The sequence below is a fragment of the Streptomyces mayonensis genome (assembly GCF_018982965.1).
Taxonomy (GTDB): Bacteria; Actinomycetota; Actinomycetes; order Streptomycetales; family Streptomycetaceae; genus Streptomyces; species Streptomyces mayonensis.
Genome location: NZ_JACBYP010000055.1, coordinates 1 through 23,316 on the forward strand (window position 1 = coordinate 1; position 23,316 = coordinate 23,316).

A 23,316-nucleotide genomic window follows, 5' to 3' on the forward strand; every position below is an offset into this window, starting at 1 on the left:
CCCCCCCCCCCCCCCCCCCCCCCCCCCCCCCCCCCCCCCCCCCCCCCCCCCCCCCCCCCCCCCCCCCCCCCCCCCGGTTGCCGTGCTTCTTCGGAGGCAGGGACTCCCGCTTCGTGCGCAGCTGGCGCAGGCCGCGGACGATGTGGCGGCGGGTGTCGGACGGCATGATCACCGCGTCGACGTAGCCGCGTTCGGCCGCCGTGTAGGGGTTGAGCAGGGCGTCCTCGTACTCCTGCATCAGGCGGGCCCGGGTGGCCTCGGCGTCCTCGCCGGCGTCGGCGATGGTGCGGCGGTGCAGGATGTTGACCGCGCCCTGCGCGCCCATCACCGCGATCTGCGCGGTCGGCCAGGCCAGGTTGAGGTCGGCGCCCAGGTGCTTGGAGCCCATGACGTCGTAGGCGCCGCCGAAGGCCTTGCGGGTGATGACCGTGATCAGCGGGACCGTCGCCTCGGCATAGGCGAAGATCAGCTTGGCGCCGCGCCGGATGATGCCGTCGTGCTCCTGGCCGACGCCGGGCAGGAAACCGGGGACGTCCACGAAGGTCAGGACGGGCACGTTGAAGGCGTCGCAGGTGCGCACGAAGCGGGCCGCCTTCTCGGAGGCGGTGATGTCCAGACAGCCCGCCAGCTGCATCGGCTGGTTGGCGACGATGCCGACCGGGCGGCCCTCGACCCGGCCGAACCCGGTGACGATGTTCGGCGCGAACAGCGGCTGCGTCTCGAAGAACTCGCCGTCGTCCAGGACGTGCTCGACGACGGCGTGCATGTCGTACGGCTGGTTCGGCGAGTCCGGGACGATCGTGTCCAGCTCGGCGTCCTCGTCCGTGACGGCGAGGTCGGCCTCCTCCGGGAAGGCCGGGGGCTCGGAGAGGTTGTTGGACGGCAGGTACGACAGCAACTGCTTGACGTACTCGATGGCGTCCTTCTCGTCGCCCGCCATGTGGTGGGCCACGCCGGAGGCGGTGTTGTGGGTGCGGGCGCCGCCCAGCTCCTCGAAGCCGACGTCCTCGCCGGTGACGGTCTTGATGACGTCGGGTCCCGTGATGAACATGTGGCTGGTCTGGTCGACCATCACCGTGAAGTCGGTGATCGCGGGGGAGTAGACCGCGCCGCCCGCGCACGGGCCGACGACCAGGCTGATCTGCGGGATCACACCCGAGGCGTGGGTGTTGCGGCGGAAGATCTCGCCGTAGGCGCCGAGTGAGGCCACGCCCTCCTGGATGCGGGCGCCGCCGGAGTCGTTGATGCCGATGACGGGGCAGCCGGTCTTCAGCGCGAAGTCCATGACCTTGACGATCTTCTGGCCGTAGACCTCGCCGAGGGCTCCGCCGAAGACCGTGAAGTCCTGGGAGAAGACGGCGACCGGGCGGCCGTCGACGGTGCCGTACCCGGTGACGACGCCGTCGCCGTAGGGGCGGTTGGCGTCGAGGCCGAAGCTGGTGGAGCGGTGGCGGGCGAACTCGTCCAGCTCGACGAAGGAATCCTCGTCGAGCAGGAGACCGATGCGTTCACGAGCCGTCAGCTTGCCCTTGGCGTGCTGCTTCTCGACGGCGCGTGCGGAACCGGCGTGCGTCGCTTCCTCGATACGGCGCGTCAGATCCGCGAGCTTGCCCGCGGTCGTGTGGATGTCGGGCTGCTGCTCTTCCGGCTCGGACATCGGGATGCGGCTCCCTGCCTGCTCAAAAGGGGGGACGGTTACTCGTTCGTAGACTAGTAGGGGGTCCTCCGTTCGGCAGTGCGGTCTTTCCCACACCTAGGGTGGGTTGCATGACGCCCCGAGACTCCTCCGGCCCCGCCGGCTCCCCGAACAACCGGTGGTCCGACCTCGACCGGCCGCCGCTGAGCGCCGCGGCCCTGCGCCGGGGCCTGGTACGGGCGGGAGGGCTGTGGCGGCAGGTGGACGTGGTGCAGCGCACCGGGTCCACCAACTCCGACCTCGTGGCCCGCGCCGCGGAGGAGGGCCTTGCGGAGGGCGTGGTCCTCGTCGCCGAGGAACAGAGCGCCGCGCGGGGGCGGCTGGACCGGCAGTGGACGGCGCCGGCCCGCTCCGGGCTCTTCTTCTCCGTACTCCTGCGGCCCGCCGAGGTGCCCGTGGCCCGCTGGGGCTGGCTGCCGCTGCTCACCGGTGTCGCCGTGGCGACCGGGCTGTCCCGCGTGGCGGGGGTCGACACGGCGCTGAAGTGGCCCAACGACCTGCTGGTGACCGTCGGCGACGAGGAGCGCAAGGCCGGCGGCATCCTGGCCGAGCGGGCCGGCGACGACGGCGTCGTCATCGGCGTCGGCGTCAACGTCAGCCTCCGCGCGGACGAGCTGCCGGTCCCGCGGGCGGGCTCACTCGCGCTGGCCGGGGCCGCGGGCACCGACCGGGACCCGCTGCTGCGCGGCGTACTGCGGTCGCTGGAGGACTGGTACGGGCGCTGGCGGGCGGCGGAGGGCGACCCCGCGGTCAGCGGGCTCCAGGAGACGTACGCCGCCGGCTGCGCGACGCTGGGGCGGACCGTGCGGGCCGAGCTGCCGGGCGACCGGTCGCTCGTCGGCGAGGCCGTCGCCGTGGACGGGGACGGCCGACTGGTCCTGGCGACGGAGGCGGGGGTACAGGAGCCGGTCGGCGCGGGGGACATCGTGCATCTGCGGCCGGCGTGAGCGCGGGCCGGCGGGGCGAGTGGGTCTCGGTGGGCGGCGAATGGGTTCTCGGCGGGACGAGTGTGGGCGAGCGGGGACGAGTGCGGGCGAGTGGCGCTGCGAAGGGGGAGGCAGAGGGGCGGGCGGGGCGACGGATGCGACGGACTCGGCCGGGGTGTGGGGCCGGAGCGGGGTGCCCCTCGGCCGGGTGGCGACGCTCGCCGGTCGTGCGGTGGCGCTCGCCGGCTGTGCGGTGGCGCTCGCCGGCCGTGTCCTGGTGGGCGGTGCGGGGCGCGGATGCCGGGCGGGGCGGCCGGTCGCTACGGCGACGGGGCCGGGACGTGTCGATACGGGGGCGGTTCCCGTACGTACTGACGTGCTGAAGGACGGTGGCCCCCGGCGTTCGGCGTGTCACCGGGGCGGAGGGCCGGTGGCGGTCGGCGGGGGCCGGTGAGGGCCGCTCGGCGGCTGTGCCCGGGACCTTCGACGCACGGGCGGGCCGACCAGCGGCTCGCGGCGCTCGCCGGGGGAGGGGTCCGGGGTGTGGGACGAGCAGGAGTGAGCTGGGGCACACCTGACGTAAAGTTGGGGCCGGTCGAACCTGACCGCGGCAGATCGGAAGGGCAGCAGGCGTGACCGTCGACGACACGGGCTCCGGCGCGGACGGGGACGGCCGGGTGGACCCCGAGCCCGCCCCGGACTCCGCCGATCCCGGCGATGACCCGCTCGCGCTGCGCCTCGAAGGGCTCATCCTGGGCGCCGACCGCCGCTACACCCCCTTCCAGGCCGCCCGCAGCGCGGGTGTCTCCATGGAACTGGCCTCCCGCTTCTGGCGGGCCATGGGCTTCGCCGACATCGGGCAGGCCAAGGCGCTCACCGAGGCGGACGTCCTCGCGCTGCGGCGGCTGGCCGGTCTGGTGGAGGCGGGGCTGCTCAGCGAGGCGATGGCCGTCCAGGTGGCCCGGTCCACGGGACAGACCACCGCCCGGTTGGCCGAGTGGCAGATCGACTCCTTCCTGGAGGGCCTGACCGAGCCCCCGGAACCCGGGATGACGCGCACCGAGGTGACGTATCCGATCGTCGAGCTGCTCCTGCCCGAGCTGCAGGAGTTCCTCGTCTACGTCTGGCGGCGCCAGCTCGCCGCGTCGGCCGGGCGGGTCGTCCAGACCGGTGACGACGAGGAGATGGTGGACCGACGGCTCGCGGTCGGCTTCGCGGACCTGGTGGGCTTCACGCGCCTGACCCGCCGGATGGAGGAGGAGGAACTCGGCGAGCTGGTCGAGGCCTTCGAGACCACCTCCGCCGACCTGGTCGCCGCGCGCGGCGGACGGCTGATCAAGACCCTCGGCGACGAGGTCCTCTACGCCGCCGACGACGCCGGCACGGCCGCCGAGATCGCGTTGCTGCTCGTGGAGACGATGGCCAACGACGAGACCATGCCGGAACTGCGCGTCGGCATCGCCTTCGGCACCGTCACCACCCGGATGGGCGACGTCTTCGGCACCACCGTCAACCTCGCCTCCCGGCTCACCTCGATAGCGCCCAAGGACGCCGTGCTCGTCGACACCGCCTTCGCGGAGGAGCTGATCCGTACCGGTGACGCCCCGGCCTCGGAGGCGGCGGCCGTCGAGGAGGCCGCCGCCGCGGAGAAGAAGGGCGAGGAGCCGCCGGCGTACCGCTTCGCGCTCCGGCCGATGTGGCAGCGGCCCGTACGCGGGCTCGGCGTGGTCGAGCCGTGGCTGCTCACGCGCCGGGGCGACGGCGGCGGAGAACCGTAACCCGCCCCCCCGACATCCCCCGGCATCCGTATGGGTGGCTGATTGGACAGTTTGTCCCGCGGAAAAGGCGACTCGGGTGGCGTGTCGCCGGGACAAAGTGTCCAATCACCCCGGCCCCACGGGTTCCCCCGGCCCCACGGGCCGGTCTTCCGTCCGTGCGGGGTGGCTGCGATGATCGGGCGGTCCATCGTTAACCACCGTTAACCGGAGGGTGTCATGAGCGAGGAGCGGTTCGGAGAGTTCGTTCTGGTGCGGCGGCACGAGGACGGGCACGTCGCGGAGCTCGTGCTCGACCGGCCGAAGGCCATGAACGCCGTGTCGACCGCGATGGCCCACTCCATCGGCGCCGCCTGCGCCGCCCTGGGCGAGGACCGGACCGTACGGGTCGTGGTGCTGACCTCGACCCACGGGCGGGCGTTCTGTGTCGGCGCCGACCTGAAGGAGCGGAACTCCTTCACGGACGCCGACCTGCTGCGGCAGCGGCCGGTGTCGCGGGGGGCGTACACCGCGGTGCTCGAGCTGCCGGTCCCGACGGTCGCGGCCGTGCACGGGTTCGCGCTGGGCGGCGGGTTCGAGCTGGCGCTCTCGTGCGACGTGATCGTGGCCGACCCCACGGCGGTGGTGGGGCTGCCCGAGGTGTCGGTCGGCGTGATCCCCGGCGGCGGCGGTACGCAGCTGCTGCCGCGCCGGGTGGGGGCGGCGCGCGCCGCCGAGCTGGTGTTCACGGCGCGGCGGGTGGCGGCGGAGGAGGCGCGGGAGCTGGGTCTGGTGGACCAGCTGGTGGACGAGGGGCGGGACCGGGAGGAGGCCCTGGACCTCGCCTCCCGGATGGCCGCGAACTCGCCCGTGGGCCTGCGGGCGGCCAAGCGGGCGCTGCGGCTCGGGCACGGCCTCGACCTGCGGGCCGGCCTCGAGGTCGAGGACGCGGCGTGGCGGACGGTGGCGTTCTCGGGGGACCGTGCGGAGGGTGTGGCGGCCTTCAACGAGAAGCGGGCGCCCAGGTGGCCGGGCGAGTGAGGCAGGGCGCGGGGTGCCGTCCCGAGTGCGGCCGCGGCCCGCTGCGCCCGGGCGCCGATCTGTGCGCTGCGCCTGGGTCCTGATCCTGTGCGCTGCACCTGGGTCTTGATCCTGCGCGCTGCATCTTGCTCCTGATCCTGGGTCCTGCTGCTGTGCGCTGCACCGGGGCCCTGATCCCGTGTGTCGGCTCCGGAGTCCGCGGGTCGGCCACTTTGCCCTGTTCGCCATGTTTGGATCCCATTTCTAGTTAAATCTCCCTAACCTGGAGTGATGGGCGACGACAGGCGGCTCACGGCCGTGGTGGCACTGGCGCAGGGCATGGCCGCCGCGCACAGCTCCCGTGAGGCGTGGCGGGCGGCGGCCCTCGGTGCGTGCGCGGCGCTGGGCGGCAGCTTCGCCGCACTGTCGGTGTGGGAGCGGGAGCTGGGCCGGCTCCGGGTCCTCGTGAACGTCGGCGAGCGCGCCGAGGACGAGGAGGAGTTCCCGGAGGACGAGTCCTACCCGGTGCACCAGTTCGCGGAGATCACAGAGTTCCTGCACGAACGCTGGGCCGGTGGCGGCGAGCCCGACGCCTGGGTCGAGACCGCCGAGGGGCCCGCCGCGGGACGCGCCGGATACGTGCACCAGCGGGTCGCCGCGCTGCGCCGCCGGGGCCGGGGCTGCTGCGTGGTCGCGCCGATCGTGCTGCACGGCCGCGCCTGGGGCGAGCTGTACGCGGCCCGGCCGGTCGGGGAGCGGGTCTTCGAGCGGGGCGACGCGGACTTCGCCACCGTGCTGGCCTCGGTCGTGGCCGCGGGGATCGCGCAGACCGAGCGGCTGGAGGAGGTCCGCAGGCTCGCCTACACGGACGCGCTCACCGGACTGGCCAACCGCCGCGCCGTCGACGCCGCGCTGGACGAGGCGGTCGAACGGCACCGCGGGGAGGGCGTCGCCGTCAGCCTCGTCGTGTGCGACCTGAACGGCCTCAAGCGGGTCAACGACACACACGGGCACGCCGTGGGGGACCGACTGCTGGAACGTTTCGGCTCGGTGCTCTCGCTGTGCGGGGCCATGCTGCCGGGGGCGCTGGCCGCGCGGCTCGGCGGGGACGAGTTCTGCCTGCTCGCGGTCGGTCCCGCCGCCGACGAGGTGGTCAAGGCGGCCGAGGAGCTGTGCCGCCGGGCGGCCGAGCTGGAGCTCGGCGACGGGGTGGCCTGCGGGGTCGCGTCCACGGAGGACCCGGTCGGGCCCGTGCGCTCCGCCCGCAGGCTGTTCCGGCTCGCCGACGCGGCCCAGTACCGGGCCAAGGCCGAGCGGTCGGCCGGGCCGGTGGTCGCGGGCCGCGAGGGGCCCGACGATCCCGTCGTACGGCTCGCGGACGAACCGTCGCGGGAGGAGGACGGGGAGCGCAGGCGCTTCCGCGGGCGGCACTCGCCGTAGCGGACGGCCGTGACGGGCGCCGTCGGTGGCTGTGAGGTGCACTCGAGTGCCGTAAGGGGTGCACGCCCCTCCTGGCAGTGACGTATCCGGCGGCCCACCTCTCGTGACATCGTTGCATTCACTGCGTACGCTCCTGAATATGGATATGCACACTGTGGTGGTGGGAACGTCGGGGGCCACCGCGTCCGACGTGCTCGCCGTGGCGCGCGCGGGCGCCCGGGTCGAGCTCTCCGGCGAGGCGCTGGCCGCCCTGGCCGCGGCCCGCGAGATCGTGGACGCGCTGGCCGCCAAGCCGGAACCCGTGTACGGGGTGAGCACCGGGTTCGGTGCCCTGGCGACCCGTCACATCAGCCCGGACCTGCGCGCGCAGCTGCAGCGCAACATCGTCCGCTCGCACGCCGCCGGAATGGGGCCGCGCGTCGAGCGCGAGGTGGTCCGGGCGCTGATGTTCCTGCGGCTGAAGACCGTCTGCTCCGGACGCACCGGCGTCCGTCCCGAGGTCGCGCAGACCATGGCCGACGTGCTCAACGCCGGGATCACCCCGGTCGTGCACGAGTACGGTTCCCTGGGCTGCTCCGGTGACCTGGCCCCGCTGTCGCACTGCGCGCTCACCCTCATGGGCGAGGGCGACGCCGAGGGGCCCGACGGCACCGTACGGCCGGCCGGCGAACTGCTCGCCGCACACGGGATCACCCCCGTCGAACTGCGCGAGAAGGAAGGGCTCGCCCTCCTCAACGGCACCGACGGCATGCTCGGCATGCTGGTCATGGCCCTCGCCGACCTCGACACCCTGTACAAGTCCGCCGACGTCACCGCGGCGCTGACCCTGGAGGCGCTGCTCGGCCCCGACAAGGTGCTCGCCCCCGAGCTGCACGCCATCCGGCCGCACCCGGGGCAGGCCGCCAGCGCCGCCAACATGGCTGCCGTGCTCAAGAGCTCGGGCCTGACCGGGCACCACCAGGACGACGCGCCCCGCGTCCAGGACGCCTACTCGGTGCGCTGCGCCCCGCAGGTCGCGGGCGCCGGACGCGACACGATGGCCCACGCGGGACTCGTCGCCGAACGCGAGCTGGCGGCGGCCGTCGACAATCCGGTCGTGCTGCCCGACGGCAGGGTGGAGTCCAACGGCAACTTCCACGGCGCCCCGGTCGCCTACGTCCTGGACTTCCTCGCCGTCGTCGTCGCCGACCTCGGCTCCATCACCGAGCGCCGCACCGACCGGCTCCTCGACAAGAACCGGAGCCACGGCCTGCCGCCGTTCCTCGCCGACGACGCCGGTGTCGACTCCGGCCTGATGATCGCCCAGTACACGCAGGCCGCCCTGGTCGGCGAGCTGAAGCGGCTCGCCGTACCGGCGTCGGCGGATTCCATCCCGTCCTCCGCGATGCAGGAGGACCACGTCTCCATGGGCTGGTCGGCGGCGCGCAAGCTGCGCACGGCCGTCGGCAACCTCACCCGCGTGATCGCCGTCGAGCTGTACGCCGCCACGCGCGCGATCGAGCTGCGTGAGGGCCTCACCCCGGCCCCCGCCTCACAGGCCGTCGTCGACGCCGTACGGGCCGCAGGCGTCGGAGGTCCCGGACCGGACCGCCACCTGGCGCCCGACCTCGCCGCGGCGGAGGCGTTCGTGCGCGAGGGGCACCTGGTCGCGGCGGCGGAGACGGTCACCGGGCCGCTGCGGTAGCGGGACGGGGGCGGACGCTCTCCCCAGGGGCCTCGTCGGCAGCACGGAGTCCCTGGGTCAGAGGCCCAGGCGCTCCCTGCGCACCGAGTAGCCGACGAAGCCCGCGCCCAGGCCCAGGCAGAGGGCGCCGCCGACGACGTACGGCGTGCTGTCGAAGCTGCCGGTGTCGGCCAGGCGGGTCGTGTCCCCGTGGGTGGAGACGCCGTCGGACAGGCCGGCGCTGTCGGTCGCGGTGTCCGCGGACGCCGCTCTGGCCTGCGCGGTGACCTGCGAGGACGGGGTCGCGGCCGCGGACTCGAGCACAGGAGTGTCGGGTGTCGCGTTCGCCGACGGAACGAACCACAGGGCGCACAGGAGGCCCCCCGCGGCGGCGGCGGTCAGCAACGGACGGCGAGCGGATGACACGGAATATCGATCCCCTTGTGGCGCTGGCTAATTGGCCGTGTGGGCAGATGTTAGTGAAAGTCGCGGGTCACAGGAAAGTCACGGGACCCCTCGGCCTTACGCTCCGGGCATGAGCACTCCAGAGACATCACGACATGTGCGTATTCGCGTCGAGCTCGTCCTCGAGATCGACGACGAGGAGGCCGTCACGGGAGCCGCACTCCAGGCGCTCGCCGACGACACCGATCTCCCGGACGCGGAACGGGCGCACTCCGAGCAGGCTGTGACGGAGGACACGGCGGAGGCCCTCGCCCATCTCGTCGACCCCTTCGACCTGGTCAGTGCGGTGCCGGGGGTCGAACTGCAGCAGGCCTCCTGGAGCAGCGAGCGGATCGACTACGACCCCGACTCGCCCACCTGGAACCTCGACGAGGATGATGACGACGAGAACGGCCCGGAGGACGACGGAATGCGGGTCGGCTGACGCCGCGTGGGGAAAATCCCGGCCCCGGGCGGCAACCGCCACCCGGGGTTTCGTCGTCTCACGGTGAGCACTGAACGCCTACGGACCGGCCCCGCGCACCCCTCGCCCTCATGGTGAAACGTGGCATGCCCCACACCCGCGATCGATGTGGAACGGGACGAAGCGGTCGTAGCGTTGAAAGTTATTGACGGGGTATCCGGTTTTTCGGGATCGGCAACGATGGAGAAGCGTGTGATGACGGACGGTAAGCGGCGCAAGGGCCTGGCGGCCGCGTCCGCACTGCTCGGCGGTGTGCTGGTGCTCTCGGCATGTTCCAGTGGCGACGCCGGCACCTCCGGCGGGGACGGGAACACCTCTCAGGCGGATGTCGACGAGGCGGCGGCGAAGAAGACCTCCGAGGCCCAGCTCAAGATCACCCCCAAGGGTGGCTCCGACAACGCCTCCATCAACAACTCCGCCGGTGTCACGGTGAGCAAGGGCACGCTCACCGAGGTGAAGATGACCGCCTCGGACGGTACCGAGGTCGACGGCGAGATATCCGCCGACAAGACGAGCTGGAAGCCCAGCGGTCAGCTGGAGCGCGCCACCAAGTACCAGATCTCGGCGACCGCGAAGGACTCCGACGGCCGCGCCGCCCACGAGAACTCCTCGTTCACCACGGTCTCCCCCGAGAACAGCTTCATCGGCAACTTCACCCCGGACGAGGGCAAGACCGTCGGCGTCGGAATGCCCGTGTCGATCAACTTCGACAAGGAGATCACCGACAAGGCCGCCGTCCAGAAGGGCATCACGGTCAACACCAGCAGCGGCCAGGAGGTCGCCTGCCACTGGTTCAGCACCCAGCGCATGGACTGCCGCCCCGAGAACTACTGGCAGGAGAACTCCACCGTCACCCTGAAGCTGGCGCTCGACGGGGTCGAGGGCGCCGACGGCGTCTACGGCGTCCAGCAGAAGACGGTCACCTTCAAGATCGGCCGCAACCAGGTCTCCTACGTCGACGCCAAGACCAAGCAGATGAAGGTCACCCAGGACGGCAAGACGGTCAAGACCATCCCGATCTCCGCCGGCTCCCCGGACAACAAGACCTACGAAGGCCAGATGGTGATCTCCGAGAAGTACAAGGAGACCCGGATGGACGGCTCGACCGTCGGCTTCACCGACGACGACGGCAAGGGCGAGTACGACATCAAGGACGTGCCCCACGCCATGCGGCTGAGCACCTCCGGCACCTTCATCCACGGCAACTACTGGGGCAAGGGCATCTTCGGCCAGGCCAACACCAGCCACGGCTGCGTCGGCCTGGAGGACGCCAAGGGCGCGGGCGACCCGAACACGCCGGGCGCCTGGTTCTACGACAACTCCATCGTCGGTGACGTGGTCGTCGTCCAGAACACCGGCGACAAGACCGTCGCCCCGGACAACGGCCTCAACGGCTGGAACATGGACTGGGCCCAGTGGAAGGCGGGTTCGGCCGTCTGACGCCGAACCCCCGCCGCACGGACAGCACTTCGCACGGGCGCCCGCCACCCCTCGACGGGGCGGCGGGCGCCGCCGTTTCCCGGGCTTCCCGTCGTCCTCTTGCGCGGCTCCTGTCGGAAACGGCCCCGGCCGCGTGAGCCGGGGGAGGCCGGGCGCACGTGGCCCGGTCACGTGGCCAGTTCGAGCCACTCCCCGACGGCCAGTACCACCTGGGCGGCGCCCTTCGTCACCGCGCTGAGCCGGGGCACGCTCACGGCGTGACTGAGGCCGCCGTCGCGTCCGTCCCCCAGCTCGCCAGCAGGCGCAGCGCGTCCGCCGAGGGGGAGCCGGGCTCGGCGTGGTACGTGACGAAGGCCTGCTCGTCGTCGTCGATCAGGTGGAACGTCTCGAAGGACAGGGTGAGGTCACCGACCAGCGGGTGCCGCAGGCGCTTGGCGCCATGGCCCTTCTCCTTGACGTCGTGCGTGGCCCACAGCCGCCGGAACTCCTCGCTCTTCACCGACAGCTCGCCGACCAGCGCGGACAGCCGCGGGTCGTCCGGGTGCCGGCCCGCGTCCATGCGCAGGAAGCTGACCATGTCGTAGGCCTTCTGGTCCCAGTCCACGAAGAGGGTGCGGTAGTCGGGGTTCAGGAAGACCAGCCGCGCCCAGTTCCGCTCCTGGGCCGGCAGCTCGCCCCAGTCGCCGAAGAGGGCCGCGGCCATCCGGTTCCAGGCCAGGATGTCCGAGCGGCGGCCCGTCACGTACGCCGGCACCGTGTCCATCGACTCCAGGAGCTGGAGCAGCGCCACCCGCACCGGCCGCTGCTGCGCCCGCGACCCCGACGACGCCCGCCTGCGCTGCTGCTTCGGCTTGGCCAGGTGCGTCAGGTGCGCCTGCTCGGCGTCGGTCAGCCGCAGCGCCCGGGCGATCGAGTCCAGGACCTCCGCCGACACGTTCTGTCCGTTGCCCTGTTCCAGGCGGGTGTAGTACGCCACCGACACCCCGGCCAGCTGCGCCAGCTCCTCGCGCCGCAGACCGGGCACCCGGCGCTGCCGTCCGAACGACTCCAGTCCCACGTCCTCCGGCTTCAGCCGGGCCCGGCGGGTGCGCAGGAACTCGCTGAGCTCGGCTCGCCGGTCAAGCTGTCCATCCATGCTTCCAGTATCGCCGCACGTATTCCCGGTCGTACGCACAGGAGCCTGTCCCCGTCAGTGGTACGCACGCTGGACGTACGCAAAACCGTGGTCTGGGTGGCCGCGCCGCTCCCAGGCAGGGTGGAGGCATCCCCCAGTAGGACGAGAGAATCCCGGAGAACCCCGGCAATGACCACTGTCGCCGCGTACGCAGCACCCGCCGCCAAGGCGCCGCTGGAGCGCACCACCATCGAGCGGCGCGAGGTGCGTGAACACGACGTCCTGATCGACATCAAGTTCGCCGGCATCTGCCACTCCGACATCCACCAGGCTCGCGAGGGTTGGGGCGAGGCCATCTTCCCGATGGTCCCCGGCCACGAGATCGCGGGCGTCGTCACCGAGGTCGGCCCCGGCGTCACCAGGTTCGCCGTCGGCGACCGGGTGGGCGTCGGCTGCATGGTCGACTCCTGCCGCGAGTGCGAGTACTGCAAGGCCGGCCTGGAGCAGTACTGCACCGAAGGGAACATCGGCACCTACAACGCCGTCGGCAGGGACGGCGAGGTCACCTACGGCGGCTACTCGCAGAAGGTCGTCGTCGATGAGAACTTCGTCCTCGGCATCCCCGAGGGCATCTCCCTGGACGAGGCCGCGCCGCTGCTGTGCGCCGGCATCACCACGTACTCCCCGCTGCGGCGGTGGAACGCCGGTCCCGGCAAGAAGGTCGCCGTGGTCGGCCTGGGCGGTCTCGGCCACATGGCCGTCAAGCTCGCGCACGCCCTGGGCGCAGAGGTGACCGTGCTGTCGCAGTCGCTGCGCAAGAAGGACGACGGCCTGAAGCTGGGCGCCGACCACTACTACGCCACCAGCGACCCGGCGACCTTCCAGGAGCTGGCCGGCAGCTTCGACCTGATCGTCTCGACGGTCTCCGCCCCGCTCGACTTCGCCGCCTACCTCGGGCTGCTGCGCCCGCACGGCACCCTGGCGAACGTCGGCGCCCCCGAGGAGCCCATCGCGCTCAACCTCTTCGCGCTGCTCGGCGGCGGCAAGTCCCTCGCCGGGTCCATGATCGGCGGCATCGCGGAGACCCAGGAGATGCTGGACTTCTGCGCGGCGCACGGCATCGGCGCCGAGATCGAGCTGATCGCCGCGTCCGAGGTCAACGAGGCCTACGAGCGCGTCCTGGCCAGCGACGTGCGGTACCGCTTCGTGATCGACACCGCGACGATCTGACCCCGGGCCCCCGGGCCCCCGGGCCCCCAGGCCCCGGCCGTCGCCCGACGGCCCCTCCGCCCCGCTCCGGCCGTACCGCCACCGACACCGTCGGTGGACGTCCGGGCGGGGCGGGCGCGCGTCCGCCGTCCCCGTCCCGACGAGTGGCGCCGCCGGTTCAGCGCGCCGCCCGGCGGCGCCGCAGCGACGGGTCGAGCAGCGCGGGCGTGGCGTCGAACTTCTCGTGCGCGGCGAGGTCCGTACCGGGCGCGACCACGGCGTCGATCGCGTCGAGGACGTCCTCGGAGAGCACGGTGCCGGCGGCGTCGAGCTGGGACTGCAGGTGGTCCAGCGTGCGGGGCCCGACGAGCGCGGCGGTGACGGCCGGGTGCGCGGTGACGAAGCCGAGCGCGAGCTGGACCATGGTCAGCCCCGCCTCCTCGGCGATCACGGCGAGCTTCTCGACGGCGTCGAGCCGGGCCCGGTTGGCGGGCAGAGCGGGGTCGAAGCGCTCGGGGAGTATCACCGACCGGTGGGTGGCGACCTCCCGGCCCGCCCGCACCGCGCCGGACAGCCATCCCGAGGCCAGCGGGCTCCACACCAGCACCCCGAGTCCGTACTGCTCGGCCACGGGCAGTACGTGGCTCTCGGCCCCGCGCTGGAGGACGGAGTAGCTGGGCTGCTCGGTGACGTAACGGCTCAGCCGGTGCTCGCGGGCGGCCCACTGCGCCTCCACGATCCGGTACGCGGGGAAGGTCGAGGAGCCGAAGTACCTGATCTTTCCCGCGCGCTGCAGGTCGGTGAGCGCGGACAGCGTCTCCTCGTCGCTGGTGTTCGGGTCCCACCGGTGGATCTGGTAGAGGTCGACGTGGTCGACCCCGAGGCGGCGCAGGCTGTTGTCCAGCTCGGTGACCAGCCAGCGGCGCGAGGAGCCCTGGTGGTTGGGTTCGTCGCCCATCGGCATGTTGGCCTTGGTGGCCAGCACGATGTCGTCGCGGCGCCCGGCGATCGCCTTGCCGACCATCTCCTCCGACTCGCCGCCGCCGTACCAGTCGGCGGTGTCGATGAGGTTGATCCCACCCTCCAGAGCGGCGTCGACGAGGGCGGTGGCCTCCTCCTGGGTGGTGCGGCCGATGGGCCCGAAGTTCATGGCGCCCAGCGCGAGCGAGCTGACCTGCACACCGGTACGGCCCAAGGTGCGGTACTGCATGTGTCCTCCACGGGGGACGGTTCGAGGCGTGACTTGGTGGCGGGTTCGACGCTCTGGCATCATGAAGAGGTCAAGCGGAACCGCGTCCCGTTTACTCGTCCGACGATACGGAACGGTGTCCCGTTTATCAACCGCGGTCGGGCGACGACCGATGACCAGGGCTGGGACGAAGGCGGCCGGGACGAAGGCCGAGGCCGCGACCGAGGCGGAGGGACGGAACGGTGAAGGACGACGAGGCGGGGACCGGGCAGGCCGGATCCCGGCCCAAGCGCGCGGATGCCCGGCGCAACGAGAAGACCCTCCTCGACGCGGCCGCCGGAGTCTTCGTCAGGTCGGGCGTGGAGGCCCCCGTGCGCGACATCGCGGCCGAGGCGGGCGTGGGAACGGCCACGATCTACCGCCACTTCCCGACCCGCGCAGACCTGATCATCGGCGTCTACCGGCACCAGGTGGAGGCCTGTGCCGAGGCCGGCCCCGCGCTGCTGGCGAGCAGCCCCACCCCGTACGCGGCGCTCGCGAGCTGGATCGACCAGTTCGTCGACTTCCTGGTGACCAAGCACGGCCTCGCCGCGGTCCTCCAGTCCGACAACGCCGGCTTCGAGACCCTCCACGCGTACTTCCTCGACCGCCTCGTCCCCGTCTGCACCGACCTCCTCGGCGCCGCGACCGCCTCCGGCGAGATCCGCACCGACGTCGAGGCCTACGCCCTCATGCGCGGCGTCGGCAACCTGTGCATCGGCGCGGAGACCCCGAGCCCGCAGTACGACGCGCGGGAGCTGGTGCGGGTGCTGGTCGCGGGGTTGCGCGGGGTGGGCTGATCCCGGCCCGGCCGCGAAGGACGGCGATCGGATGTGCACGGCGGCGATTGCTGGATAAAGTCGACCCGCTACAACTGGTTGTGGGGACAACCGGTGCTGGGGGGAGGGCTGACAACCCATGAGTCGTCGCACCAGGGGATACGTCGGAGTCTGGGCCGAGATGCAGCGGCAGCGGCAGCGCCAGTTCGAGGCCGAGGAGCGGCGGCGCAGACAGGAGACCCGGCAGGCGCGGGCCTACGAGCGGCGCGCCGCCCAGAGCCACCGTGAGTACAAGCAGGCCGAGGCGATCCGCCGCACGGAGGAGCTGGACGCACGGGTCGCTGTGCTCCAGGGCCTGCTGGCCACGGGATGCCGGGCCCCGGTCTTCCGGCCCTCCGCGCTCATGCACGCCGAAGAGCTGCGGTCCCTGGCCGCGGTGACCGCAGGCGTCGGACGCCGGGAGCCCGACGCCGTGGTCGAGTACTTCTCCGCGGCTCTCTACACCTCGACGGCCTGGCCCGAGGGGTTCCCGCGTCGGGTCGCGATGACCTACGACCCCGCGGCCCGGCAGCTGGTGCTGGACTGGGAGTTGCCCGCCTGCGACGTCGTACCGCAGTCCAAGTACGTCCGGTACATGTACGCGGCCGACCAGTACCGGGAGACTCCCCGCCCGGTGGGGCAGCGCAGGGCGCTCTACAGAGAAGTCCTCGCGCAGTGCATGCTGCTCGTCCTGCACGAACTGTTCGCCGCCGACGAGACCGGTGCGCTGGAATCGGTGGCCCTCAACGGGTTCGTCGACGGACACGACCCCACGACGGGCCGGCGGGAGCACATCTTCCTGGCCACCGTCATGGCCGAGCGCTCCTCGTTCCGGGAACTGCATCTGGCCCAGGTGGACGCGGAAAGCTGTCTGGCCGACGCGCTGCGCGGGCAGGTGTCGCCCCGCCCGGACCAACTCGTCGCGATCAGGCCGGGTCGGCGGCCCCAGGAGGTCGGGCATCGCGTCGCCACCCACGGCGACGACGAGGAGCCCGACCTGTACGAGATGGACCCGGTCGCCTTCGAGGGCCTCGTGGCCGAGCTGTTCGAGGCCATGGGGATGCGGGCGGTCACCACACGGCGTTCCAACGACGGTGGGGTGGACGTCCACGCACTGGACCCGACGCCGATCCGGGGCGGCCAGATCGTCGTCCAGGTGAAGCGGTACCGCAGCACGGTGCCGCCCGCCGCCGTCCGCGACCTGTTCGGGACAGTGCAGGACGCCGGGGCGAACAAGGGCGTCCTCGTCACCACGTCGGGCTTCGGCCCCGGTTCGCGCACCTTCGCCAACGGCAAGCCGTTGGAACTGATCGCGGGGACCGAACTCGTCGACCTGCTGCGCCGCCACGGCCTGCGCGGCCGCCTGGGCGACGGCGGCCGCCGGGACTCGGCCCCGGTCCTCCCGCCCCTCCCGGAACCGTCGCTGCCCGACGAGTACAACATCCTCGGCATGTCCTGGACCGGGAGCGTCGCCCTGGACGTGTGCGCCCTGGTGTGCCGCGGCAACCGGATCCTGACCGACGACCACTTCGTTTTCTACAACAACCCGCAAACCCCGGACGGTTCCGTACGGACGCTGCCCGCCACCGCGCCCGACAAGGCCGCGATCTGCGCCTCGTTCGACACCCTGCCCGAGGACGCCGACCGCCTGGTGCTGGTGGCTGCCGTCGACCCGGAGGTCAACCCGGACGCCGATCTGTCCGGTTTCGCAGACGCCCGCATCCGCCTGCTCGACCCGTCTTTGACGGAACTGGGCCAACTCCAGGTCTCCGACGGCCGCCCGCACGAGACCGCCCTGGTCCTCGGCTCCTTCCGCCGCAGGAGTAACGGCGACTGGGACTTCGTCGTGGGAGGAAGGGGCTACTCGGGCGGCCTGGAGGAGCTGTTGCGCGGCTTCGGCGTCGAGGTGGACTGACGATCCGCGGTCGAACGACGGCTTGATCCATGGCAAGCCTCACTCACAATCCTTCGGCACTGATCTCCTGGGCGTCGAGGAGTTCGTCGCCGTGTTCGACCGCCCAGCGTCCCAGCGCCGCCATCGGGCCCTCGACCAGGCTCCGGCCGAGACCGGTGAGCGCGTAGTCGACGCGTGGGGGAGCCTCGGCGTGTGCCTCGCGCGCGACCAGTCCGCCGGCGAGCAGGCGGTGCAGGGAGTCGGTCAGCACCTTGTCGCTGATGCCTCCGATCGCGGCACGCAGCTCGCGGCGCCGGTGGGCCCCCGGGCGAAGTGCCGCGAGCACCACGGGGTCCCAGGTGTGGGCGAAGAGGTCGGTGGCCGCGCGCAGACGGCAGTCGGCGACCCACTCGTGACGGCGCTCTTCCCGAGCATTCTGATCAGTCATCTCACCGCACATCCTCGCGCGTACGGCACGCACCGAACGGTGCGTACCACCCGGCCTACGGTGGCTTCCCCCCCTGACCGGCGAACTGAAGGCGGAGACGATGCGGATCGGCATCCTCGGAACAGGAACCCTGGCGGCTGCCCTCGGCGAGGCATGGGTCCGGGCCGGACACGACCTCGTGATCGGCGGCAGGTCCCGCGACAGGGCGGACCGCCTGGCACGGCGCCTGGGCCACGGAACGCTCGCGGCACCGCCCCGGGAGGCGGTGAGCGGGCGCGACGCGGTGCTGCTCGCCGTCTCCTGGGACGGCGCCGAGGAGATGCTCGCGCGGGCGGGCGCGTCCGACGGCCTCCTCGACGGCACGCCGCTGATCGACCCCACGAACGCGGTCGCCCACGGCACCGGCGTACTGCTCACCCGCCCCGGCGAGGCGATGGCCGAACGGATCACCGCGGCGGCCCCGGGAGCGCAGGTCGTCAAGGCGTTCCACCTCTTCCCCTCCGGGCAGTGGACCAACGGCCGCACGGAGGACCCGGTGACCGTGGTGATGTGCGGCGACCACCCGCAGGCCCTGCGCGTCACCGGCGACCTCGTCCGCGCCGCCGGTGCGGTGCCCGCGGTCCTCGGCGGGCTCGACCGCGTCCGCCAGCTGGAGGAAGTCGCCGGCTTCGTCATCGCGCTGAGCTTCGCGGGCACCGACCCGAACCCGGCGGTTCCCCGGCTGGCGTCGTAGGGGGGGAACCTTTCCTCCTGCCCGCCCCGGGCGGGACGCCTGTGGCGGGCCCCGCTTCGGCCGCGGGGGACGAGGTGTCGTCGGGCGTGCGGCAGGCGTCCCGGGCGGTCGGCGTGGAATCGTCGAGGGGCCTCGTGCGTTGCAGTGGGTGGCGGGGCACCCCGGCCGTGTGCGGGCCGGGAGCCCGCGTGATCGAGTCGACAGACAGGTGGAGGGCCGCAATGGCTGCGCAGACACAGAGGGCCGTGCTCGCGGGCGGATGCTTCTGGGGCATGGAGGAGCTGATCCGGCGGCTCCCGGGCGTGACCGCGACCCGGGTCGGGTACACCGGCGGCGACGTGCCGAACGCGACGTACCGCGACCACGGCACGCACGCCGAGGCCATCGAGATCCTCTACGACCCCGAGGCGACCGACTACCGCGCGCTCCTGGAGTTCTTCTTCCAGATCCACGACCCGAGCACCAGGAACCGCCAGGGCAACGACATCGGCCTCAGCTACCGCTCGGCCATCTACTACGTGGACGACGAGCAGAAGCGGATCGCCGAGGACACCATCGCCGACGTCGACGCCTCCGGGCTGTGGCCGGGCAAGGTCGTCACCGAGGTGGAACCGGTCGGCCCCTTCTGGGAGGCCGAGCCCGAGCACCAGGACTACCTGCAGCGCTACCCGGACGGGTACACCTGCCACTTCCCGCGCCCGGGATGGCGGCTGCCCGTGCGTACCGAGGGCTGAGACCTGCCGAGACCTCCTGAGATCTTCGGGAGCGCTTTCGCTGGTGCTTTCGGGGGCTTTCGGGGTGCTTTCGGGGAGGTCCGGCCGGCATTCCGGCCGGACCTCCCCGCGTTTTCGCCGCGCGCTCAGTGCGGCAGCGTCGCGGGGCTGCCGCCGTTCGCCTCGTAGCCCGCCACCGCGAGGGCGCGGTAGACCGCGAACTCCGCCGCCGGGTCCGTGGACAGGGTCCAGGGCAGGGCGCCGACATGGCCGTCTATCACCATCAGCTGGTTCATCGCCTCCGCCCAGCGCTCGCTGCGGACCAGGAAGAAGACCAGCAGGTGGCGGACGTGCGCCTGCATCGGGTCGTCCGGGCGGGCCGAGTGCACCGCGTGCAGCGCGCCGTGGAGGGCCTTGGTGACGACCTCGCTCTGGTAGAAACCGCTGACCAGGTTGACCTCGGGCAGGTGCTCGAAGACCGCGAAGAGCGGCATCGCCGCCAGGAGCGAGCCCTGCGGGGCACGGGCGGCCGCCGCCTCCGCGAAGGCGTACGCCAGGTCACGGGAACCGTGCCACTTCTCGCACCAGTACTGCAGGGCGGCCAGGTGGGCGCCCATGTGGTTCGGAGCGCGGTCCAGGATCTTCAGCCAGAGCTGCTCGAACTCCTCACGCGGATAGCCGAGGCCGCGCGCCACCGACAGCTCGACGATGTACGGAACCGGGTCCCCCGGCGCGAGCAGGGCCGCGTCGCCGCAGGCCGCCTTCGCCTCCTCCATGATGATCCGGAAGTCGTCCGTGCCCGGCGTCGCCGTCCGCCACGCCTGCTGCACCAGGAACTCGGCGTGCACCGCCGCGCCGCCCGCGTCCTTGGGAGCCTCCGACCGCCACACCCGCAGCCACTGCCCGCCGGGCGTCTCCTCGACGCCACCGGGCCGCTGCCGCAGCTCCAGCGACGCGGCACCCGCGAAGGCCTGCACGCGCTGCCAGCGCCGCTCGCCCTTCGCCTCCGTACCGGCGAGGAGCTGCTGCGCCCCCCGGTAGTCCTGCGAGCGCTGCACCAGGTCCAGGACGTCCAGCAGGTCCTGGTCCGGGCCCGGCATCCGGATGTCCAGCTCCTCCTCGCGCGCGAAGCCGTAGTTCGCCGGGTCGGCGGCGTCCGGGTGGCCCGGCGACACCAGGCCGACCGCACCGCGCCGGCGCCGCGAGATTTGGAGCAGCACGAAACCGAGCATGACCAGCGCCATCAGGACCCAGAGAATCTCCATGTCTCAAGCGAACCAGACGCCGCCGACAATTGGCCAACCTGTCCCCCGTCCTGTGGAAAACGCGCGGAGCGTTCCGCACGGCTACCCTCGGTGCCCATGAGCGACAGGCACATCAGTCAGCACTTCGAGACGCTCGCGATTCACGCGGGCAACACCGCCGATCCCCTGACGGGAGCGGTCGTCCCGCCGATCTATCAGGTGTCGACCTACAAGCAGGACGGCGTCGGCGGGCTCCGCGGCGGCTACGAGTACAGCCGCAGCGCCAACCCGACCCGTACCGCCCTGGAGGAGAACCTCGCGGCCCTGGAGGGCGGAAGGCGCGGTCTCGCGTTCGCATCCGGACTGGCGGCCGAGGACTGCCTGCTGCGTACGCTGCTGCGGCCCGGCGACCACGTGGTCATCCCCAACGACGCCTACGGCGGCACCTTCCGGCTCTTCGCCAAGGTCGCCACCAAATGGGGCGTGGAGTGGTCGGTGGCCGACACCGGCGACGCGGCGGCCGTGCGGGCCGCGCTCACCCCGAAGACCCGGGCCGTGTGGGTCGAGACGCCCTCCAACCCCCTCCTGGGGATCACCGACATCGCCGCCGTGGCCCAGGTCGCCCGGGACGCCGGCGCGCGGCTCGTCGTCGACAACACCTTCGCCACGCCGTACCTCCAGCAGCCGCTGGCGCTCGGCGCGGACGTCGTCGTGCACTCGCTGACCAAGTACATGGGCGGTCACTCGGACGTCGTCGGCGGCGCGCTGGTCGTCGACGACCAGGAGCTGGGGGAGGAGCTGGCCTTCCACCAGAACTCGATGGGCGCGGTCGCCGGGCCCTTCGACTCCTGGCTGGTGCTGCGCGGCACCAAGACGCTCGCGGTGCGCATGGACCGGCACACCGAGAACGCGACCAGGGTCGCCGACATGCTCTCGCGACACCCGCGTGTGACGAGCGTGCTGTACCCGGGGCTGCCGGAGCACCCGGGGCACGAGGTCGCGGCCAAGCAGATGAAGGCGTTCGGCGGCATGGTGTCGTTCCGCGTCGAGGGCGGCGAGCAGGCGGCCGTCGACGTGTGCGACCGCGCGCAGGTGTTCACGCTCGGCGAGTCCCTGGGCGGCGTCGAGTCGCTGATCGAGCACCCGGGCCGGATGACGCACGCCTCTGCGGCGGGCTCGGCCCTGGAGGTCCCCGCCGACCTGGTGCGTCTGTCGGTCGGCATCGAGAACGCCGACGACCTGCTGGCCGACCTCCAGCAGGCGCTCGGCTAAGGGGTTCCCGCACCTCCCGGCCGGAGCCCGCTCACGAGCGGGTTCACCAGCCCTCCCAGCCGGTCACGGGCGGGGTCGTCTCCGACGGCGGCTCCACCCAGGGCTGGACGGTCAGCGCCCACACGGCGAAGGCCACCGCCGCGGCGCCGAGCAGCAGCCACATCAGACGGCGGGCGGCGGTCCTGCGCCGCAGCATGCGAGCGCCGCGGCGCACGGCCTCCGCGTACAGCTCGGGCGGCACCCGCGGCGGCGACTGCTCCAGGATCCGCCGGGCGGCGGCCTCGCGCTTCGGGCGGTTCACCTCGGCGCCCCCGCCTGCCCGCGATCCCAGGCGCGCGAGCCCCACGCGTGCTGGTCCCAGTCGCGTGTGTCCCGCGTACGCGTGCCGCCCGCGTGCGTGTCCCACGCGCGTGTGCCGTCCGCGTGCTTGCCCCACGCACGCGTGCCGCCCGCCGGGCCCGTCACGGCGTCGCCCGCCGGGTCGGTCACTGCGCCGCCTGCCAGGCCCGTCACGGCGTCGCCGTCTTCGCTTCCGGCGCCACCGGACGCGCCGGCGCCGCCGGCGGGTGGAGGAGGGCGGCCACGGCCCGGTCGCAGATCGTCCGTACGCGTTCCACGGGCAGGCCGAGCAGGGCGGCAGTCTGTTCCTCGGCGACGCCCTCGTACAGCCTGAGGACCAGGACCAGGCGTTCCTGCGGGGAGAGGCCACCCAGGGGACCGGAGGGGCGGCGGGACCGGCCGAGGCCGCCGCCGAGGCCGCCGTGCCGGTGCCAGGCCTCGCGGGCGAAGCGGGCGGTCAGGTGCTGCCGGGTCCGGTCGTAGGGGTCCTCCCCGTGCAACCGGTCCCAGGCCGCGTACGTGTGGGCCAGGGACAGGGCGGTCAGGCGCCGCGCGCGCGGGTTGGCGCCCGGGGGCTCCGCCGTGAGGAGGGTGGCGGCATGCAGCAGCCGTCCCGCCGCGCCCGCGACGAACGCCTCGAACTCCCGGGCCCGGCGGGCTCCTTGGGACGCATGCCGTTCTCGCACCGCGCCTCCCGCCCAGCCGGCGACGACCCTGAGGTCTCATATCAGGCCAGGGGCGGCCCATCGGTCAAGGGTCCGGGGCGAACCGCTCCGGAAACCTCGTCGAGGACGCCTGTGATCGCCTGCGGTCGCCTGCGGACGTCGCCTCAGGAGGCCGGCGGCGCATCGGTGGCCGTGGCACCCGAGGGAGCCATACGGGCCGACAGGGCGCCGTTGAAGCGCGCGAGGAGCGCACAGAAGCTCTCGCGCTCCTCCGGCGCCCAGTCGTGGGTCAGCTCGGCCATGAGCTGACGCCGGGAGGACCTGACCTCCTCCAGCCGCGACACGCCGCGCGGAGACAGCTGGAGGACCACCGCGCGTCCGTCCTCGGGGTGCGAGGTCCGCTTGACGAGTCCGGTGTCGACCAGCGGGGCCACCTGCCGGGTGACCGTCGAGGAGTCGATCCCCATGCTCGCGGCGAGCGCCTTCACGCCCATCGGGCCCTCTTTGTCGAGGCGGTTGAGCAGCAGGTAGGCGGCTCGGTCCATGGAATTGCGCACTTGGCCGACCCCGCCGAGCCGGGTCTGTTCCGCACGCCGGGCGAACAGCGCGACCTCGTGCTGGAGCGTCTCGAGAAGACCGGGGTCACCGGGGTCACCGGCAGTCGTCATGTCCATCGACATTTCAGGTGTTGTGGGCATGGCCGGAGGCTCACTTCGTGGAGGGCTGCTAATTGGGGGACAGGGTACGCGGCCGGGCGGCAGGGCGTACCCGC

At 72.6% G+C, this 23,316-nt stretch carries 22 protein-coding genes; 13 read left to right on the top strand and 9 right to left on the bottom strand.

Annotation, left to right across the window (positions count from 1 at the left end):
* The coding region (locus HZS56_RS20825) for an acyl-CoA carboxylase subunit beta (RefSeq protein ID WP_253914586.1) at positions 1-1,657 on the bottom strand (1,657 nt) is incomplete at its 3' end.
* A gap of 110 nt (positions 1,658-1,767) precedes the next feature.
* Between HZS56_RS20825 and HZS56_RS20830 the strand changes: the two genes are divergently transcribed.
* The 5 genes from HZS56_RS20830 to hutH all read left to right on the top strand — a co-directional run bounded on the left by HZS56_RS20830 (position 1,768) and on the right by hutH (position 8,520).
* Positions 1,768-2,643 carry a biotin--[acetyl-CoA-carboxylase] ligase gene (locus HZS56_RS20830; RefSeq protein WP_216722258.1) on the top strand — a complete coding sequence of 292 codons (876 nt, stop codon included), beginning with the start codon at positions 1,768-1,770 and terminating at the stop codon, positions 2,641-2,643.
* A 611-nt stretch (positions 2,644-3,254) separates the two neighbouring features.
* On the top strand, positions 3,255-4,400 hold the full coding sequence (locus HZS56_RS20835) for an adenylate/guanylate cyclase domain-containing protein (protein ID WP_216722259.1): 1,146 nt from the start codon (positions 3,255-3,257) through the stop codon (positions 4,398-4,400).
* A gap of 216 nt (positions 4,401-4,616) precedes the next feature.
* The gene (locus HZS56_RS20840; RefSeq protein WP_216722260.1) at positions 4,617-5,417 is read left to right on the top strand and encodes an enoyl-CoA hydratase/isomerase family protein; all 801 of its coding nucleotides are present in this window, start codon (positions 4,617-4,619) and stop codon (positions 5,415-5,417) included.
* Positions 5,418-5,687: 270 nt separating this feature from the next.
* Complete coding sequence (locus tag HZS56_RS20845; protein ID WP_216722261.1) at positions 5,688-6,836, top strand: GGDEF domain-containing protein; 1,149 nt, start codon at positions 5,688-5,690, stop codon at positions 6,834-6,836.
* Positions 6,837-6,981: 145 nt separating this feature from the next.
* Positions 6,982-8,520, top strand: a complete 1,539-nt coding sequence (hutH, locus tag HZS56_RS20850) for a histidine ammonia-lyase (RefSeq protein WP_216722300.1) — start codon at positions 6,982-6,984, stop codon at positions 8,518-8,520.
* A 57-nt stretch (positions 8,521-8,577) separates the two neighbouring features.
* Here hutH and HZS56_RS20855 read toward each other — a convergent pair whose 3' ends face one another.
* Entirely contained in the window at positions 8,578-8,925 is a 348-nt protein-coding gene (locus tag HZS56_RS20855; RefSeq protein ID WP_216722262.1) for a hypothetical protein, read from the bottom strand.
* 109 nt (positions 8,926-9,034) lie between these two features.
* Here HZS56_RS20855 and HZS56_RS20860 point away from each other — a divergent pair, with 109 nt between their 5' ends.
* On the top strand, positions 9,035-9,388 hold the full coding sequence (locus HZS56_RS20860; RefSeq protein WP_216722263.1) for a hypothetical protein: 354 nt from the start codon (positions 9,035-9,037) through the stop codon (positions 9,386-9,388).
* Between the two features lie 234 nt (positions 9,389-9,622).
* A complete protein-coding gene (locus HZS56_RS20865) occupies positions 9,623-10,867 on the top strand; it encodes a L,D-transpeptidase (RefSeq protein WP_216722264.1) in 1,245 nt (414 codons plus the stop codon).
* Positions 10,868-11,117: 250 nt separating this feature from the next.
* Here the strand turns inward: HZS56_RS20865 and HZS56_RS20870 are convergent, their stop codons facing one another.
* Entirely contained in the window at positions 11,118-12,002 is an 885-nt protein-coding gene (locus HZS56_RS20870; RefSeq protein WP_216722265.1) for a helix-turn-helix domain-containing protein, read from the bottom strand.
* 168 nt (positions 12,003-12,170) lie between these two features.
* Here HZS56_RS20870 and HZS56_RS20875 point away from each other — a divergent pair, with 168 nt between their 5' ends.
* Positions 12,171-13,211 carry an NAD(P)-dependent alcohol dehydrogenase gene (locus HZS56_RS20875; RefSeq protein ID WP_216722266.1) on the top strand — a complete coding sequence of 347 codons (1,041 nt, stop codon included), beginning with the start codon at positions 12,171-12,173 and terminating at the stop codon, positions 13,209-13,211.
* 157 nt (positions 13,212-13,368) lie between these two features.
* Here the strand turns inward: HZS56_RS20875 and HZS56_RS20880 are convergent, their stop codons facing one another.
* Positions 13,369-14,400: an aldo/keto reductase gene (locus HZS56_RS20880; protein ID WP_216722267.1), complete on the bottom strand. Its 1,032-nt coding sequence runs from the start codon at positions 14,398-14,400 to the stop codon at positions 13,369-13,371.
* Between the two features lie 221 nt (positions 14,401-14,621).
* Between HZS56_RS20880 and HZS56_RS20885 the strand changes: the two genes are divergently transcribed.
* Positions 14,622-15,218, top strand: a complete 597-nt coding sequence (locus HZS56_RS20885) for a TetR/AcrR family transcriptional regulator (RefSeq protein WP_216722268.1) — start codon at positions 14,622-14,624, stop codon at positions 15,216-15,218.
* A gap of 118 nt (positions 15,219-15,336) precedes the next feature.
* Entirely contained in the window at positions 15,337-17,151 is a 1,815-nt protein-coding gene (locus HZS56_RS20890) for a restriction endonuclease (protein WP_216722269.1), read from the top strand.
* Between the two features lie 43 nt (positions 17,152-17,194).
* On the opposite strand, the gene HZS56_RS20895 is transcribed toward HZS56_RS20890, so the two are convergent.
* Positions 17,195-17,578, bottom strand: coding sequence for a winged helix-turn-helix transcriptional regulator (locus HZS56_RS20895; RefSeq protein WP_216722270.1), 384 nt, complete (start codon positions 17,576-17,578; stop codon positions 17,195-17,197).
* Between the two features lie 73 nt (positions 17,579-17,651).
* Between HZS56_RS20895 and HZS56_RS20900 the strand changes: the two genes are divergently transcribed.
* Together HZS56_RS20900 and msrA are read left to right on the top strand one after the other, a co-directional pair.
* On the top strand, positions 17,652-18,311 hold the full coding sequence (locus HZS56_RS20900) for an NADPH-dependent F420 reductase (protein WP_374201189.1): 660 nt from the start codon (positions 17,652-17,654) through the stop codon (positions 18,309-18,311).
* Between the two features lie 221 nt (positions 18,312-18,532).
* Positions 18,533-19,045: a peptide-methionine (S)-S-oxide reductase MsrA gene (gene msrA / locus HZS56_RS20905; protein ID WP_216722272.1), complete on the top strand. Its 513-nt coding sequence runs from the start codon at positions 18,533-18,535 to the stop codon at positions 19,043-19,045.
* Between the two features lie 125 nt (positions 19,046-19,170).
* On the opposite strand, the gene HZS56_RS20910 is transcribed toward msrA, so the two are convergent.
* Positions 19,171-20,289 carry a hypothetical protein gene (locus tag HZS56_RS20910; RefSeq protein ID WP_216722273.1) on the bottom strand — a complete coding sequence of 373 codons (1,119 nt, stop codon included), beginning with the start codon at positions 20,287-20,289 and terminating at the stop codon, positions 19,171-19,173.
* Between the two features lie 96 nt (positions 20,290-20,385).
* Here HZS56_RS20910 and HZS56_RS20915 point away from each other — a divergent pair, with 96 nt between their 5' ends.
* Complete coding sequence (locus HZS56_RS20915) at positions 20,386-21,540, top strand: cystathionine gamma-synthase (RefSeq protein ID WP_216722274.1); 1,155 nt, start codon at positions 20,386-20,388, stop codon at positions 21,538-21,540.
* Between the two features lie 43 nt (positions 21,541-21,583).
* Here HZS56_RS20915 and HZS56_RS20920 read toward each other — a convergent pair whose 3' ends face one another.
* The 3 genes from HZS56_RS20920 to HZS56_RS20930 form a co-directional block, all read right to left on the bottom strand.
* Positions 21,584-21,841, bottom strand: coding sequence for a hypothetical protein (locus HZS56_RS20920; protein ID WP_216722275.1), 258 nt, complete (start codon positions 21,839-21,841; stop codon positions 21,584-21,586).
* Between the two features lie 208 nt (positions 21,842-22,049).
* Complete coding sequence (locus HZS56_RS20925; RefSeq protein ID WP_216722276.1) at positions 22,050-22,565, bottom strand: sigma factor-like helix-turn-helix DNA-binding protein; 516 nt, start codon at positions 22,563-22,565, stop codon at positions 22,050-22,052.
* Between the two features lie 143 nt (positions 22,566-22,708).
* Complete coding sequence (locus tag HZS56_RS20930) at positions 22,709-23,224, bottom strand: MarR family winged helix-turn-helix transcriptional regulator (protein WP_216722301.1); 516 nt, start codon at positions 23,222-23,224, stop codon at positions 22,709-22,711.
* Positions 23,225-23,316 lie beyond the last annotated feature (92 nt).